Here is a 17,371-nt window from a genome sequence, read left to right as displayed (position 1 = left end):
TACACCGATTTGAAAGAAACCGTTTTAATGAAAAAAACACTTATAGCAGCGCTTTTGGCTTCCAGCCAAATCGCTGCTTCACAAACTAAGCCGGCATCGGGGTGGGCGCAATATGTAAACCCATTCATTGGTACCGGTGCTGTTGATAAAAACAGCCTATCGGGCAGTAACTTTCCGGGGCCAACCGTACCTTTCGGGTTTGTACAGCTTAGCCCTGATACACAAGATGCACCCAACGATCCGGCATCAGGGTATGATCATAACGACAAAACTATTGTAGGTTTTAGCCATACGCACTTAAGCGGCACTGGTGTGTCCGATTTGTTTGATGTATTGCTGATGCCTACCACCGGTGATATCAAATTTACCCCCGGCAAAGCCGAAACAAAAGGTAGTGGCTATCGTTCTTCGTTCTCGCATCAGCAAGAGCAGGCATGGCCAGGGTATTACCAGGTAATGTTGCAGGATTACGGCATCAATGCCGAGTTGACCTCTACCTCGCACGTGGGCTTGCACCGTTATACCTTTCCGCAAAGCAGCCAGTCGCACATTATATTAGACATGGACCACTCGCTGGATAAAAAGCGGAATTACTGGTCGTGCCGCATTATTGGTGCCGAAATAAAAGTGGTGGACAATCATACCATTGAAGGATACCGCATCCTGACGGGCTGGGCAAGGCTACGTAAAGTTTACTTCCGTGCCGAGTTTTCTAAACCATTTACCGGTACCGTACTGGCCAATGGTGGCCGCCGATATGAAAATGGAAACATCATCAACGGAACCAACATTAAAGCCGCATTCAACTTTAACACTACCGATAAAGAGCAGGTAATGATTAAAGTGGCTTTATCGCCGGTGAGTATCGAAAATGCTCGCCAAAATATGCAAGCTGAGCTGCCCGGCTGGAATTTTAACCAGGTAAGCCAGCAAAGCCAATCACAGTGGGAAAAGGAGCTGGGTAAAATTGCTGTTGAAGGTACGCCCGATCAAAAGCAAATATTTTACACCGGCTTGTACCATGCCTTTACCCAGCCTAATAATATGGCCGATGTAAACGGCGAATATCAGGCTACTGATATGACCATCCGTACGGCTCCTGATAAAACTCATTATTCTACATTTTCGTTGTGGGATACCTATCGGGCGGCGCATCCGTTGTATACGCTTATTCAGCCCGAAAAAACCGCAGGTTTTATCAATAGCATGATGCGCCAGTACGATACCTATGGTTATTTACCTATCTGGCAATTATGGGGCGATGAAAACTATTGTATGATAGGCAATCATGCCATCCCGGTTATTGTGGATGCCATCTTGAAAGGCACACCGGGAATAGATGCAGAGAAAGCCTATGCGGCTGTTAAGGGATCGTCCATCACCGATCATCCTGGATCGCCTTTTACTACGTGGGAAAAGTATAAGTTTATACCGGAGGATATCCAGTCACAATCGGTATCTATCACTTTAGAGGTAGCTTATGATGATTGGTGCGTGGCACAACTGGCCAAGCATTTGGGTAAAACAGATGATTACAACCATTTTATGGCTCGGTCGGAGTATTACCGTAACCTGTACAATCCAAAAACAGGCTTCTTTCAAGGTAGAAAAGCTGATGGTAAGTGGCTTGAGCCGTTCAACCCTATGCAATATGGTGGTAACGGTGGCAACCCTTACACCGAGGGTAATGCGTGGCAGTACTTTTGGTATGTGCCTCAAAACGTACCGGGCTTAATTGATTTGGTTGGCGGTAAAAATGCGTTTATAGCTAAGCTGGACAAATTCTTTACTTTGGCTGATACCTCGGCCGAGAAAAATGGCAACGCGTCGGGTTTTATCGGGCAGTATGCTCATGGCAACGAGCCTAGTCACCACGTAGCCTATTTTTATGATTATGTTGGTCAGCCCTGGAAAACGCAGATGTATGTAGCCAAGGTGCTGAACGAGTTGTACAACAATTCATCATCCGGTTATTCAGGTAACGAAGATTGCGGGCAAATGTCGTCATGGTATACCTTCAGCGCTATGGGCTTTTATCCGGTTAACCCGGCTAACGGGGTGTATGCTATCGGGTCGCCTATATTGCAAAAGGCCGCTATTCAGTTAGCTAACGGCAAAACGTTTAATGTTAGCGTAAAAAATGCTGGCAAAACCAATTGTTATATCCAATCAGTAAAACTAAATGGCAAAGCCTATGATAAAGCGTATATCACCCAAAATGATATTGCAAACGGTGGTAAACTTGAGTTTACTATGGGCAGTAAGCCAAACAAAAGCTGGGGTACAAAAGCACAAGATGTGCCTTTGATGTTTGGATATGCTAAATAACAATATAAGTTTGAATAGATTTATAGATGAAATCTATTAAGTATTTGAACTAAGAAAAAGCCTGTAACAATCCGTTACAGGCTTCTTTATTTTTACTCATTTCTGATTGACTTTACCGGCGCAGCCAGAGCTGCTTTTACAGATTGCCAACTTATGGTAGCCAGCGCAATAAAAAATGCAATACCTGCTGTGGCCACAAAAATGCCCGGACTTATCGTGATCCGATAAGCAAAATCTTTGAGCCACTGATTCATCACCAGAATGCACAGCGGTATAGCTATAACAATGGCAATCATCACCAAACGCATAAAATCTTTGCTAATGAGTACCACGATATTAACCACCGAGGCCCCCAGAACTTTACGGATGCCGATTTCTTTAGTGCGTTGCTGTGCGGTAAATGTAGCCAGCCCAAACAATCCTAAACAAGCGATGAAGATAGCCAGAAAAGAAAATAGTGAAAACAGGTAGCCAAAATGTTGCTCGGCCTGGTATTGCTTATTAAACGACTGATCTAGAAAATAATATAAGAAAGGTCTTTGTGGTGCCACAATTTTCCAGTTCCTTTCAATTGCTTTTATGGTAGAATTAACATTATCGCCCTTTACAGACACAATCATACGATTGAGTGAATAAGGCATACCATAGCGCAGGGTTAAAGGCTCAACACCAGTATGCAACGAGCGGAAATTAAAATCTTTCACCACGCCTATGATGGTGCCTTGCCTGTCCCATTGCGCAAACTTTTTACCAACAGCATCAGCAGGATTTCGGTAACCGTACAGCTTTGCAGCGGCCTCGTTTATAATCATAGCCTGCGTGCTATCGGTTAAAAAAGCACGTGAATAATTTCGACCTGCCACCAGCGGGATTTTGAGGCACGGAATAAAGTCAAAATCTATTTCGTAAATCAAAGGTCCTTTATTTATCATATCGCCACTAGCGCTTTGTATATTGGTACCTGCATTAGGCAAAAACTCACCCGGCACCGCGCGTGACGCGGCAACAGATACAACACCCGGCTGGTTGGCAATCGTTTTTTTAATGGATTCGATGTTTTGCCTTACCTGGTTATCTCCCTCAAAATTGATGATGAGCATCTGGTCTTTTTTAAAACCCAAATCGTGATTATTCAAAAACTTAAGTTCGGTGTATACAATGATAGTTCCGGCAATGAGGGTTATAGATAGCGCAAACTGAAAAATAACCAACCCCTTTCTTAACGATATGTTGCTGTGCGATGGCTTAAAGGCGCCTTTTAAAACGGCTATAGGTTGAAAGTGGGACAAGAACCAAGCCGGGTAAGTGCCCGCAAGCAAACCTGTTATCAAAATAAGCGCCAGCATCCACAGCAATAACTGCCCGCTAAAGAATACCTGTGGCATAAAGGCTTTGCCAGATAGGCTGGCAACCAGAGGTAAGCTGATTTTAATAAAAATAACTGCCAGTACAGCAGCAATGATGGCCACCAAAAAAGATTCCAGTAAAAACTGCCGGCGCAAGGCTACAGGCGATACACCAAGCACTTTACGTACACCTACTTCTTTGGCCCTTTCCAATGAACGTGCTGTAGATAAATTCATGAAGTTGACACAGGCAATCAGCAGAATGATGAGTCCGACGCAGGAAAACAGGTAAAGGTTAAGCATATTTCCAACCGGTCCGGGCTGCCGGGTAGCTTTAGAATGCAGGTAAGCGTCATCCAAACGTTCAAAGGCGATGGTGTAGCCTGGGTCTTGGTTGTGCCGTTTTACAAACCCTGGTATCGCTGCTTCCATCGGTTTGATGTCGGTATGTTCTTTTAGTAAAAAGTAAGTATAAAAATCTACATAGCCCCACATGTTAAAAACATCTGCTTGCCATTTGCGGGCGGTAGACATGGAAATAAGACCGTTAAAAGTAATTTGTGAATTGGCCGGAACATCTTGAACCACGCCGGTTACCGTAAAGCTTTCACTATTATTTACCTTTAGCGTTTGCCCTACCGCATTTTTATTTCCAAAGAATTTTTGTGCTACTTGCTGTGTTAAAACAATACTGTTAGGCGCTACCAGTGCGGTTTTCGGGTCGCCCTGCAAAAGCTTCCAGCTAAAGACCCGGAAGGCGGTAGAATCGGTACAAATCAGGTTGTCTTGTTGCAGGCGTTTATCACCGGCTTGCAGCAGCAAACTTACCGGGCTCATCATTTGCACCACTTGCTCTACCTGCGGAAAGTCTGCTGTTAGTGCCGGGCCAACCGGAGCACAGCCCCAAACCTGGTAATCCTGGGGAGAAAGGGAGTTGCGTTTTTGTCCTTCTTCGGGCGTGCGATAAGCGTGCAACACCCGGTAAATACGCTGATGCTTTTCGTGATAACGATCAAACGAAAGCTCATGCTTTACATATAAGGCAATAAGGATACAACACGTCATGCCTATAGCCAGGCCTAAAATGTTGATGAAGCTGTAAAATTTTCTTTTCAGCAAATTGCGACCGGCGATCAATAAGAAGTGCTTTAACATGTTTCAGGTGTTGGTACTGAAAAAGCTAAAATTCTATGCCATTAAATAATGTGCTGATTCATAGATATTTGCAATATTGTTTGTGTTCGCTATCGGACACTTTGCGTTCGATAGTGCGCGTAATCAACCGCTGGCAGATAATGCGCAATTCTCTAAAAACCTATTATAAGGCGATGCAAAAAGAGGAGTTAAAGTTTTCAATATCAAACATTTTGTCCGATATCGGGCGCTTTTTTAATTCGATAGCATATTAAAATGTTGATATATAGTTAGTTAACTATGGTATGAGGCTTGCAAAAGTACAGGCAAATACTTATTGCAATGGACATCGAAATACCTGCCGAAATAAAATCGCAAAGGCAAAAGAAAAACATCCTGATTATAGCGCTTTGTATAGCCGGGCTAATAACTGCCTTGTGGGGTATTCGCAAGTTCTTTAAATCATCTGTTAACCGTAATGAAATCAATATTGTTAAGGTTGAAGTTGGCGATGTAGAAAATACGCTAAATGCAACAGGTGAGATACTACCCGAGTTTGAAGAAGTGATTACCAGCCCTATTAATGCCTCCGTTAAAAGTGCGGTAATGGATGCAGGTACCACTGTTAAAGCAGGGCAGTCCGTTTTAATTTTGGATAAATCGGCTAGTGAAAACGAATATACCAAGCTCAAATTTCAACTTGAAACTAAGCGTAGCGAGATTAAAAAGCTCAGGCTCGATCTGAATAAAAGCTTCTTCGATATCCAATCTAACAATGCCATCAAACAATTGCGGATAACCAATTTGCAGGACGCTGTAGAAAATGCCAAACGCCTGTACAAAGCGGGAGGAGGCACCCGCGAAGGCATTGAGCAGGCAGAACTGAACCTTAAAGTTGCCCAACTGGAAAAAAAGCAACTGGAGAACGAGATTAAAAGCAAGCAGCAAACCATGCAGGTAGAAGAGCAGGAAGCCGAAATTGCAGCCGCCATTCAGCAGAGTGATTTAAAGGAACTGGAACGCAAACTTAAACTGGCTAACGTAGTGGCTACCCGCAATGGCGTCATTACCTACATCAACAAAAACATCGGGGCCACCGTCAAAGAAGGCGAAATTCTGGCCCGCATTGCCGACCTGCGCAGCTTTAAGGTGGCCGGAAGTATTTCTGATAACTATCTGGACCAGTTACACAATGGGATGCCGGCAATTGTGCGGTTTAATGACACCCAAATGCGTGGTCACGTGGTTAACGTATATCCATCGGTACAAAATAGCACGGTAAGTTATGATGTACAGTTGGATCAGCGCTATGATAAGCAGCTTCGGCCTAATATGAAGGTAGACGTGTTTTTGGTAACTGCAGCGCATAGCCAGGTGAAACGGGTAGCTAACGGGCCGGCTTTTAAAGGTGTGGGCACACAAGATGTGTTTGTGTTAAACGGCAATAAAGCCGAACGGCGCAAGGTTAACCTGGGCCTAAGCAATTTTGACTATGTAGAAATTAAAGACGGTTTAAAGCCCGGCGATATGGTGATTAGCTCGGATATGAGCGAGTTTAAGAATGTCAAAGAGCTTACCATCAAAAATTAACCGCCTCTGCAATATGAAACACTTTTTTTATATACTGTTTTTTGTATTTGGCGCAACCCATATAGGTAATGCAGCTACAACCGATACCCTGCGCCTTACTTTGCCACAGGTAGTGGAGCTAGCCCGCAGTAATTCCATTGCAGCCAAACAGGCCATTGCCGAGCGGGAAACCAAGTATTGGCAATGGCGAACTTTCAAGTCTAATTATCAGCCACAACTATCTTTAAGTGGTATACTGCCGGGATACAGTAAAACCTACCAGCAAGTATTGCAGCCTGATGGTACCATTTTATTTCAACCCATACATAATGACAACTCAAGCCTAAAGCTGGATTTCAGCCAGACCATTACGGCTACCGGTGCAACCATTTATGGCACCACCAACCTGCAAAGGTTTGATGATTTTGACCGCAATAATGTTTTGTATAATGGCGTGCCGTATGCTATAGGTTTTAGTCAGCCACTATTTCAATTCAATAGCCTAAAGTGGGACAAAAAGATTGAGCCGTTAAAATTTAACGAAAGCAAGCAGGCATTTATCGAATCACAAGAACAAATCGCAGTTACTGTAGAAGGATACTTTTTTGATCTGCTGCTGGCCCAGGTAAACCTGCAGGTGGCCGAATTGAACTTATCCAACACGCGTCAAATTCTAAAAATAGCTAACCTTAAATTTGAAATTGGAAAAGTATCTAAAAATGAAATTCTGCAACTGCAGCTTGAATTGCTTAACGCCCAAAAAGCAGTAGGGGTAGCCAAACGGAACATACAAATAGCCACCTTAACGCTACGCAGTTATATGGGGTTTGATGGTACTGCGGATATAGCGTTGGTGGTACCGCAGCAAATCAGTACAATGGAGGTAAGTACCGATAAAGTGCTGGCCGAGGCTTTTGCCAACCGGTCGGATGCCATTGCCTTTGTCCGTCGTATTGCCGAGGCCAAGCGCGATGTGGCACTGGCTAAAGGGCAAACCGGTTTAACGGCCAGTTTGACTGCAAATATGGGTTTTTCTAACAGCGCTACCAGTATCCCGGCTGTGTATCGATCACCGCGCGATCAGCAATTGTTACAGTTGCAATTTTCCATTCCTATACTGGATTGGGGGCGCAGTAAATCAAAAACCAAAACGGCGCAAGCCAATGAGCAGTTCACCGCATACGCAGTAGAGCAGGATAAGCAAACCTTTCGCCAGCAGATCATCACCCAGGTAACCCTGTTTAACATGCTTAAAGAGCAAATTGCCTCTAACGCACAAGCCGACAGCATAGCTGGTGAAAAGTACCAGATAGCCCGTGACAGATACGTACTGGGCGATTTAAGCATTACCGACCTAAGCATTGCCTTTCAGGAAAAAGACCAGGCCAAGCGCGATTTTATTAATGCCCTGCGCGATTTCTGGGGCGCTTATTATCAGCTGCGCTACCTGTCACTATACGATTTTGAAAATAACTGGAAAATAACCTATTAAAATATTATAATCAAACCATCATGATCAGTTTACAAAACGTTGAAAAGGTGTACCGAACCACCAACATTGAAACCCTTGCACTCAATAATATCAGTTTGCATATTGCCAAAGGCGAGTTCCTGTCTATCATGGGGCCATCGGGCTGTGGCAAAAGTACCTTGTTAAATATTATGGGGTTGCTGGATGCGCCATCAAAAGGTAACATTAAAATAGCCGACCAAACCACCGATCAATTGAACGATAAACAACTGGCTAAGTTCCGCAATCAAAAGTTGGGCTTCATCTTTCAAAGCTATCACCTGATCAACGATTTGCAGGTGCTTGATAATGTAGAGCTACCCTTGTTGTACCGGGACACCAGCGCTAAAGAAAGGCGACAATTGGCCAGTGAGGCATTGGAAAAAGTGGGCTTAAGCAACCGGATGAAACACTTTCCAACACAGCTGTCGGGCGGGCAGCGGCAGCGTGTGGCTATTGCCAGGGCTATTGTGGGTCGCCCGGAAATTATTTTGGCCGACGAGCCAACCGGTAACCTGGATAGCACCATGGGTAACGAGATTATGGACATTCTTTTAAACCTTAATCAAAATGATGGTACCACCATTGTAATGGTTACGCATGATGAGCACATGGCGCAAAAAACGCATCGCCTGGTACGCCTGTTTGATGGTTCGCAAGTTTTATAAATCAGCCTAAACCATAAAGTCATGTTAAAAAACTATTTTAAAATAGCCATAGCGGTATTGAAGCGGCGCAAGTTTTTCACGTTCATCAGCTTGTTCGGTATCAGCTTTACCCTAACCATATTAATGGTAGCAGCTGCTTTTATTGATAAAACGGTGAATGACACCTATCCAGACCGTAAGCGCGACCGTTCGCTGTATGTTAAGAATATGGAACTTCGGGGTAATGGGAGTATGAATTCTACCACTTTATCTTACTACTATCTTACTCACTACGTAGGCGGCCTTAAAACACCGGTTAAGCTGGCTATCTCTACTAATTTTAGTGCAACCAATACCTACGTAAATAACCGTAAAATCCCAATCAACTATAAATATACCAATGCCGATTACTGGGATGTGCTGGAATACGAATTTTTGGAAGGGAAAGCTTTATCCAAGCAGCAAATAGACAATGCCGAACGGGTAACCGTCATATCAGAAGATATGAAGAACGAATACTTTGGCGAAGACAGCGGCCCTGCTGTGGGTAAGTACCTAGAAGCGGATAATGTTAAATACCGGGTTTGTGGTGTAGTAAAAAATATACCGATTACATCCTACAGCCTGTATGCTGATATTTATCTGCCCTACACCGTATCAAAAAAAGACTTGGTTCATGATAAAGGTTACATGGGCGAGTTTAACGGCATTATGCTGGCGGCCAACAAAGCCGACGTGCCCAAAATGCAGCAGGAGTATGACCAGATGGTTGCACGGCTACCTATGCCCGATAAGCAGTATAATAAAATTTACAGCCATGCCGACCCATACATCATATCTTATGTACGTACGGGCAACGAACAAAAGTCAGGCTTAACCATTGTGCTGACTATTTTATCGCTGTTTGCCTTGTTTGTAATGCTGTTGCCAACTTTAAACCTGGTTAATATCAATATTACCCGCATCATGGAGCGGTCATCAGAAATTGGTGTGCGCAAGGCGTTCGGCGCATCGTCACAAACTTTAGTCTATCAGTTTATAGTCGAAAACCTGATTCTTACCTTTTTGGGCGGATTGATAGGGGTTGTGTTTTCTGTTATAGCCATGTACTTTATTAACGAGGCCCGATTTATCGCTAATCTGGAATTAAGTTTGAATTTCACCGTACTGTTCTACGCTATGCTCATTTGCCTAGTATTCGGCTTGTTTTCGGGCGTTTATCCGGCTTGGCGCATGTCAAAACTCAATGTAGTTACTGCTTTAAAAGCATCATAAATTTAATCAATCCTTAAAATCACGATATTATGTTAAAGCATTTATTTAAACTCATCTGGAACAAAAAGAAGCAAAATTCGCTGCTGATTGTGGAGATACTGATTTCTTTTATGGTGATGTTTGCAGTATTTACCTTCGGGGTAAATTCTTATCACAACTATGTAAAGCCCATGGGCATTGATTACCAGAATGTATGGGTTATCAATTATAACAACTCGTTGCAAACGCAAAATTCCGATTCGCTAACCCTTTTTTATGAAGGCTTGCTGCGCAACATTAAAGCCATGCCTAAAGTAATTGATGCAGGCTATGCCAGCAGTAATGTTCCGTTTTCACAATCGCACATGAATAGTGCCTTTATGCATAATGGGAAAAGAATTGACGGTGTAAACCAGTTTACGGTTGATGATAGTTACCTGAAGGTGCTGGGGGCAAAAATGTTAGAAGGCAGGTGGTATAACAAGTATGACGCAAATAGTAAAGTACGCATCTCGGTGATTAATAATGCGCTTAAAGAAAAGATGTTTGGCAAGGGTAATGTGGTAGGTAAATCTATTACTGATTATGAAGGAAAAAATCCTATCAAGATTATCGGTGTAATCAACGACATTAAGTTTGATGGCAATTACCAGGAAGCAGCAATTGGGATGTATAACCGGCTAGATACATCTTCCTATCACTGGCTTGGTCATATTTTAGTTAAAGTGGCGCCAGATGCAGATGCCGCCTTTGAGGGTAAACTATCCAGATTAGTATCCAACACCCTGAAAAATGCCAACATTGAAATAGAGCATTTACCCAATAAACTGACATCATTTAACAAAATGACATTGGTCCCATTGATTATACTTTCCATTGTAGCCGGTTTTTTGGTTATTAACGTGGCACTTGGCATTTTTGGTGTGCTGTGGTACAACATCAATAAGCGTAGGGGAGAAATCGGTTTGCGCCGCGCCATTGGAGCAAGCGGGGGCTCGGTATCATCACAACTGGTTAACGAGGCTTTAATACTGGCTACTTTCTCCTTGCTGATCGGGGTGTTTTTTGCCGTACAATTTCCATTACTTAATGTGTTTGATTTACCGGCCGGCGTTTATTTAACGGCCATGGGGCTGGCTTTGCTATTTATTTACGGCATTGTATTCATTTGCTCACTGTATCCGGGTAAGCAGGCTGCAGCAATATACCCGGCGGTTGCGCTACATGAAGAATAATTACGAACTTAACCGCTTATTATGATACTGGTTATAGATGATGATATTGCTGTGCGTACCTCTCTTGTTTTATTAATCAAAAACGAGAGGTACGATGTTGCGGCCGCTTCAACGCCGGCCGAAGCATTGTCGGTCATCAAAAAGAAGAAACCACAATTAATAATTCTGGACTTAAACTTTTCTGTTAGCACCACGGGAGAGGAAGGCCTGCAACTGTTAGCCCAAATTAAACAAATAGATAGTTCCATTCCGGTAATACTGATAACCGGCTGGGGAACTATAGAGCTGGCCGTGCAGGGCATGAAAATGGGTGCCAATGATTTTATTAATAAACCATGGAACAACGAGCACCTGCTGCAATCCATAAAAACACTTTTGGAGCTAGGTGATAACAAGAATCAGCAACGTAACCGTAAACAACTGGACAGTCAGTACAATTTTCAGCAAATAGTAGGACAGGATCCGCAAATGCTGGATATTTTGGAAACCATTGGGAGGGTAGCCCCAACCGATGCATCCATTTTAATTATGGGCGAAAGCGGTACGGGCAAGGAATTGATTGCAGAAGCTTTTCATCAAAACAGCCAGCGCCGTAACAAGCCATTTGTAAAAGTAAATTTAGGCGGTATATCCACCTCGTTATTTGAGAGCGAAATGTTCGGGCATATTCGTGGTGCGTTTACCGATGCCCGGTTTGACCGCATGGGCCGCTTTGAAATGGCCAATAAAGGAACTATATTTTTAGATGAGATTGGCGATCTGGATGCCGGCAGCCAAGTAAAGCTACTGCGTGTATTGCAAGACCGTACTTATGAAGTATTGGGCAGCAGCCGAACCAAAACGGTAGACGTGCGGGTGGTTTGCGCCACTAACAAAAACCTAAACGATATGGTAGCCAAAAGCAGCTTCAGGGAAGACTTATTGTACCGCATCAACCTTATTACCATTTATCTTCCGGCACTTCGCGAACGTAAGGGTGATATCCCGCTATTAGCTAGTTTTTTTATCGGCAACTTAAAAGAAATTTATAATCGCCCGCAGTTGTCTATCACACCGGCGGCGCTTAAATGGTTACAGGAATTGCCGTTACCGGGCAATATCCGCCAGCTGAAAAATTTGGTAGAGCGTTCGGTACTGGTGAGCAGAAAGGATAAGCTGGATATTGAAGATATCCGGGCGCAGCTGGATGCCACGCCAGCACAAAAGGATAAACAGCAGTTACCCGGTGTTGGCGCACTAACGTTAGAAGAAATGGAAAGGGAGATGATTAAAAAAGCGATGGACTACCATAAAAACCGGGTAACCAAGGCCGCCCAGTCTCTGGGGCTAACCCGCAGCTCGCTATACCGCCGGCTGGATAAATACCAAATACCTTACGATGAAACTGAGGACTAAATACATTCTGTTTGTATTTATTTTGCACCTTACTACACTGGTGCTTACTTATTTCATTTTTGAGGAAAATAAGATTCTTTTTCTGGCAGCCGAGGTGTTTGTGCTCATCTCTATACTTATCTCCTGGAACTTATATCTACAGTTAATTCAACCCCTGAAATCGTTGATGGCTGGTTTGGATGCCATTAAAGACCGCGATTTTAATATCAAGTTTTCGCCCACCGGAAAATATGAGGTAGATCAGCTGATTGGCGTGTATAACCAGATGATAGACCAGCTACGCACCGAGCGAACACTACAGGAACAGCAGCATTTTTTTCTGGAAAAACTGATTTATACTTCGCCAACGGCCATTATTATTTTAGACTATGACGGACTGGTTCAGCAGGCTAACCCTAAAGCCCTGCAAATACTGGAACTGGATGAAAGAGCCCTGATTGGTTGCCCATTAAAAAATACAGATAACGAATTGTTGGCAAACATCGCGATGCTGCAATCGGGTGAAAACAAGGTTTTAAAACATAAGGGGGCTGGTACTTTTAAAATTCAAAAATCGCATTTTGTAGATCGCGGTTTCCCCCGGCAATTTATATTGATAGAAGAGTTGACGGCCGAGATATTGGCTGCCGAGAAAAACGCCTATGGGAAGGTAATTCGCATGATGGCACATGAGGTAAATAATACCATTGGTCCGGTAAACTCCATTATACAATCAACCCTGCAAACAGAGAACCTTTGGAACAATGGTGAGAATGAACTATTGAAAGAAGCCATGCAGGTAGCCGTAGACCGCAATCATAACCTTAACCTTTTTATCCGAAGTTTTGCCGATTTGGTTAAACTGCCCGCACCCAATAAAAAGCAACTGGAATTGCAGGCAGTTATTTGGTCGGTAGCCACATTGATGGAAATCAGGTCTAAGAAAAACCATATCGAACTGGTATTGGAACTGCCCGAAACACCATTTTATATTTTGGCAGACGAGCAGCAACTGGAACAGGTATTCATTAACATCACCAAAAATGCTATAGAAGCTATGAATGGGGATGGCGTGATTACGTATAACTTAAGCGCTTCGGAAAGGCAATTAACCATCACTGATACGGGTTGCGGTATTTCTGCCAAACAAGCTGAGCTACTTTTTACACCCTTTTACAGCACTAAAAAAGACGGGCAGGGGATAGGGCTTACTTTAGTGAGAGAAATACTGACCAATCATGGCTTTGCATTTTCTTTAAAAACTGTAGCCGAGCGTGAAACGCAATTTATGGTTAAGTTTTGAGTATGAATTGACCAATAGACAAGTAAGCCTCATTATCACTTTCAAACCAAAATCTAAGTGTGTTTTTAATTCTTTTTGGTTTCCCTGCTGATTTCTTTAGTCATCTTTAATGTAAGTGCTAAAAGCATAATTAATGCCAAGCCTCCGGCCGCCCACAATAGCCAGGTAGGAATAGTGCTGTGACTGTGCTTTTGCGCCGTATACAATATAGGTGTAATAGCCATATGGCTAATTACTGGTAACGTATGATTGATACTGTCTTTAAAAATGTTTAGATCATATCGGGGGGCAATTGCTTTGTCGTTGCCAAAAAATAACTGGTAATGATGTTGGTTTTCAAGGTAAGCAATTAGTGTTTGGTTTAATTGATAGGCCTGTATTGCTTTTACAAGTAATGGAGGATTATCTTCGTTCTGAATTATCAGTTGAAGCCGGTTTGCCTTGGCTGATAGGTAGATATCGCCATTTCCGGACGAATTGATGAGTGAATCTGTTAGCCACTGCTTGTTTTTGCCTTCTATGCCATACAAACTTATCCGGCGCTGATAGTATTTAGTACCTGCAAGTTGCAGATGAATTTTATTGATTTGATAAGAGTCGTTAAAATTGATGTTAATCAAACTAGTGTCTGCTTTATGGGTAATTGAAAAATTGGCTATCGGCACAGGTGTATAATCAGGGGTTACTTGCTGTTTCAAATAAACACCAGCTTGCAAAATGTGAATGGGCGTACTGTTTTTGTTGTTGACCTGAATTTTAAAGTACCTGTAAGTACTAAGTGGAAAGTTTAATAACTCTACAAAGGTTCCTGTTTTGCCAGGAGTGGTTTGTTGCAGGTCAATACGTTCCTTAATTGCAAACCAGTGTTGTAAATCGTCGCTTCCTAAAAGGTTCACAGTGCGGTTTACGGCCGTGTTTTGCAAAGTAATCCATAATTGATTAATATTTAACCCTTCCTTATTTTCAGCAATGTATGATGTAAGTGAATCTTTTAAGGTGCTGGTAAGCACTTTAGGTAATTCGCGGTAGCTGCTTTGTGCGTGCACCGGTAATGTATTACCCAGTAAGTAAGGAACAACAGTTCCTTTTTCATCAGTTATTTTGATATCAGGCAAGCCAAGCTGGCATTTGGCTGTAAAATCGGGTTGTAAAGTGATGCTGTAAAACTGGTTTGTATTTACCTTTTGTACAGCTGCTTTATACTTAAACTTTTGTTGTGCAAACGTTGGACAGAAATATCCTCCGAGTAAAATTAACAGAAAGCAAAATTTATTTTTCAGGTGTAGATTCATCTTGCACAATAATTTTTTTAACCTTTTGATACATGAAAGAAACAATAAGCAATAGCACTCCCAAGCAAAAAAATGCTGCTATTTTACCTGCGGGCGGTATGTTACGGATATCAAACAGAAAGAGCTTTAATAAGGTAACAGAAAACAGGGTTAGCGATATAATGCGCAGGTTGCTTACTTTATAACGCATACCCAGCCACATAAGCGCAAAAGAGGATAGCCCCCATAAAACTGGTAAACCTGTTTTAATATATACGGTAGTAATACGATCCAGCGAATACTTATCCGAATAGAACAGCATATTGCTGGCTAAAGAAAATTCCAAACTTAGAAACAGCACAATTGATCCAGCGATAATCCAGCTTGATATTTTAACCTGACGCTCGGTTAGGTGCTGCCGCACTATTTTTATAAGCTTATAAAACAATAGGCCTACTATAACTGCACCTACCCAATGGGTTATAAAATGTATAGGCGACGCTTTATGCAATACTAATATGTTATACTGTGCATCAAAAATATTAGGTATAAATAAAATATAGATTATTATAATCATGGAAAGTAAGAGTAAGCTTACCGTACTGTTTAATTTGATTAATGATGCTTTTTGGGTTAACAACTGAAAGCCAAATGCAAATGCTGGTACGTATAGCATGAGGTAAAGTATATTCAAAGAGGTGTCAGGGTGGCGATTTAAAAACTGATGGTTAATTTCCAAAAGGCCACTTAAAAAGAGTAAAGCAAAAGCAGCATACTGGAAAAGTCTACTTTTAATTTTTAAGTTATAAATGCTTTTCGGTTCATCCTTTTCGATAAGTATAAACAAGCTATAAGAACTAAAAGCCGTCATCAGTGTAGTAATAAAACCTTTATTGGCTATAATATTTAGTGTAAGAGCAGACGAACTGTAAAGTTGTTCCCAATCCATCAGCAAACTAATTATCATAGTGCCCCATATAATAAGGGAAGTTAACTTCATTAATGAAATACCAGATTTGAGGTAGAGCCAGTAAAGCAAAACTGCTTCGGCAGCCCAAAACATAGTAATGTAATGTCCATGAAGCTGTATAGGTGCAGTTAGCGAAATAAATGTTAATGTAATTCCAATAAGCAGGTAAAGGATATTGGTATCTGCCCGTTTAACTTTAAATAAAATAAACGACAAAGACAGGTTGAGTACTGCCAAAGCTGCCGAGAACAGGCCCCGCAATTCATAGTGGTGCATGGCGGTAAGTAAGTACAAACCAGCACTAAAGTAAAGTGCTGTATTGATAAGCAGGATGCTAAAATCTGACGCGATAAATGCTTTATTTTCTTTAATGTTATTGGCAACATTAATGGCAAAAAACAACAGATAAAGTACGCTGCAATACCAAAAGCCTGTGGTGTAAGCAGTTTCAGGAAGAGTAAACACTATTGCCGCACATATCAAAACGGTGAGTCCAAAAGCGGTTGCATTAAGTATGCGCCATAATTTAAAGTATGCAATAGCCAATAACCCGGCATTCAAAATAATAAGGTATATAAATAAGGCATTGTAGTTAGCTTGCCCGCTACTTACCATAAATGGGCTGGCCAAGCCACCTACAAGGGCAATAACTGCTAATTCCTGCTTGTCATACAGTAGCGAAAGAATCACTGCAAAAAGGGTAATAACAATTAGGATAATAAATGAGGTAGTTTGGTTAAATAAATGGAACTGGTGATAAGCCAGTGTAATGGTAAAATAAAAAATGGCAAGTCCGCCGCCTACTAAAACGGAGCTAAACGCTTTATAGCTATTACGTAAACGGTGTGCTATAGCAATAAGAATGGCACCACACAGTATTCCAATACCTACGCGTCCAACAGGTCCTACCCAATTATTGTCAATGGCATATTTCACAAAAAAGCCAATGGCTAGTACCAAAATGGCTATACCAATTTTATTTACCAGGTTTTCGCCAATAAATTTTTCTAAATCTGGATGCCGTTCAAAAAATGAAGGGCGCGGTTCGGGCGGCGTAAATACAGGCGTTTTATAAGTTGGCCTTGCCGAAGGTTCGGTAATTTTTATTTTAGGCTGGTCAACTGTTGGTGCAACCGGAAGCGGTAAAGATTGCGTTATTTCGGGCTTAGCTAAAGGTTCAGGTTCGGTAGGTTTAGGCGTTTGCATAACCTTAGGACTTTCGGCAGTTGGTCGGCTTTCCAAGCTTTGCTTTAACAATCGTTGCAATTCGAAGATACGTACTTCCAGATGCGCTAATTTAGAGTCATAACTGCTTTTATGAGTTATAAGCAAATAAATAACTACTATTAAAAGTACTGTCAACAAAAACTCCATATGAAAAGGTTAGGCAGTAAATATATAGTTATTTTATTAAGGAGGCACAGCTGTTA

General features: G+C 42.1%; 11 protein-coding genes. 8 read left to right on the top strand and 3 right to left on the bottom strand.

The window, feature by feature from the left end:
• Window positions 1-27 precede the first annotated feature (27 nt).
• A complete protein-coding gene (locus tag GPM24_RS05270; protein WP_158825674.1) occupies window positions 28-2,328 on the top strand; it encodes a GH92 family glycosyl hydrolase in 2,301 nt (766 codons plus the stop codon).
• Window positions 2,329-2,420: 92 nt separating this feature from the next.
• On the opposite strand, the gene GPM24_RS05265 is transcribed toward GPM24_RS05270, so the two are convergent.
• Complete coding sequence (locus tag GPM24_RS05265) at window positions 2,421-4,829, bottom strand: ABC transporter permease (protein ID WP_158825673.1); 2,409 nt, start codon at window positions 4,827-4,829, stop codon at window positions 2,421-2,423.
• A gap of 321 nt (window positions 4,830-5,150) precedes the next feature.
• Here GPM24_RS05265 and GPM24_RS05260 point away from each other — a divergent pair, with 321 nt between their 5' ends.
• The 7 genes from GPM24_RS05260 to GPM24_RS05230 are packed head-to-tail and all read left to right on the top strand — an operon-like array spanning window position 5,151 to window position 13,700.
• Entirely contained in the window at window positions 5,151-6,398 is a 1,248-nt protein-coding gene (locus tag GPM24_RS05260) for an efflux RND transporter periplasmic adaptor subunit (protein ID WP_158825672.1), read from the top strand.
• Window positions 6,399-6,411: 13 nt separating this feature from the next.
• Window positions 6,412-7,869: a TolC family protein gene (locus GPM24_RS05255; RefSeq protein ID WP_158825671.1), complete on the top strand. Its 1,458-nt coding sequence runs from the start codon at window positions 6,412-6,414 to the stop codon at window positions 7,867-7,869.
• Between the two features lie 20 nt (window positions 7,870-7,889).
• Window positions 7,890-8,555, top strand: a complete 666-nt coding sequence (locus tag GPM24_RS05250) for an ABC transporter ATP-binding protein (RefSeq protein ID WP_158825670.1) — start codon at window positions 7,890-7,892, stop codon at window positions 8,553-8,555.
• Window positions 8,556-8,576: 21 nt separating this feature from the next.
• A complete protein-coding gene (locus GPM24_RS05245; protein WP_158825669.1) occupies window positions 8,577-9,809 on the top strand; it encodes an ABC transporter permease in 1,233 nt (410 codons plus the stop codon).
• 29 nt (window positions 9,810-9,838) lie between these two features.
• Window positions 9,839-11,023, top strand: coding sequence for an ABC transporter permease (locus tag GPM24_RS05240; protein ID WP_158825668.1), 1,185 nt, complete (start codon window positions 9,839-9,841; stop codon window positions 11,021-11,023).
• Window positions 11,024-11,044: 21 nt separating this feature from the next.
• Window positions 11,045-12,418, top strand: coding sequence for a sigma-54-dependent transcriptional regulator (locus GPM24_RS05235; protein ID WP_158825667.1), 1,374 nt, complete (start codon window positions 11,045-11,047; stop codon window positions 12,416-12,418).
• Window positions 12,402-13,700 (top strand): sensor histidine kinase, encoded by a 1,299-nt coding sequence (locus tag GPM24_RS05230; RefSeq protein ID WP_158825666.1) that lies wholly within the window; start codon window positions 12,402-12,404, stop codon window positions 13,698-13,700. Before GPM24_RS05235 ends, GPM24_RS05230 begins: the two co-directional genes overlap by 17 nt.
• A gap of 65 nt (window positions 13,701-13,765) precedes the next feature.
• Here GPM24_RS05230 and GPM24_RS05225 read toward each other — a convergent pair whose 3' ends face one another.
• Both GPM24_RS05225 and GPM24_RS05220 read right to left on the bottom strand, forming a co-directional pair.
• Window positions 13,766-14,992 (bottom strand): DUF3999 family protein, encoded by a 1,227-nt coding sequence (locus GPM24_RS05225; RefSeq protein ID WP_158825665.1) that lies wholly within the window; start codon window positions 14,990-14,992, stop codon window positions 13,766-13,768.
• The gene (locus tag GPM24_RS05220) at window positions 14,970-17,315 is read right to left on the bottom strand and encodes a DUF2339 domain-containing protein (RefSeq protein WP_158825664.1); all 2,346 of its coding nucleotides are present in this window, start codon (window positions 17,313-17,315) and stop codon (window positions 14,970-14,972) included. The genes GPM24_RS05225 and GPM24_RS05220 overlap by 23 nt, the downstream gene beginning before the upstream one ends.
• Between the last annotated feature and the right edge of the window lie 56 nt (window positions 17,316-17,371).

Origin of the sequence: Mucilaginibacter lacusdianchii (assembly GCF_009770985.1) — a bacterium.
Lineage (GTDB): Bacteria > Bacteroidota > Bacteroidia > Sphingobacteriales > Sphingobacteriaceae > Mucilaginibacter > Mucilaginibacter lacusdianchii.
The sequence above is the reverse complement of the archived record's forward strand: the minus strand, read 5'-3'. Positions and strand labels throughout refer to the sequence as shown.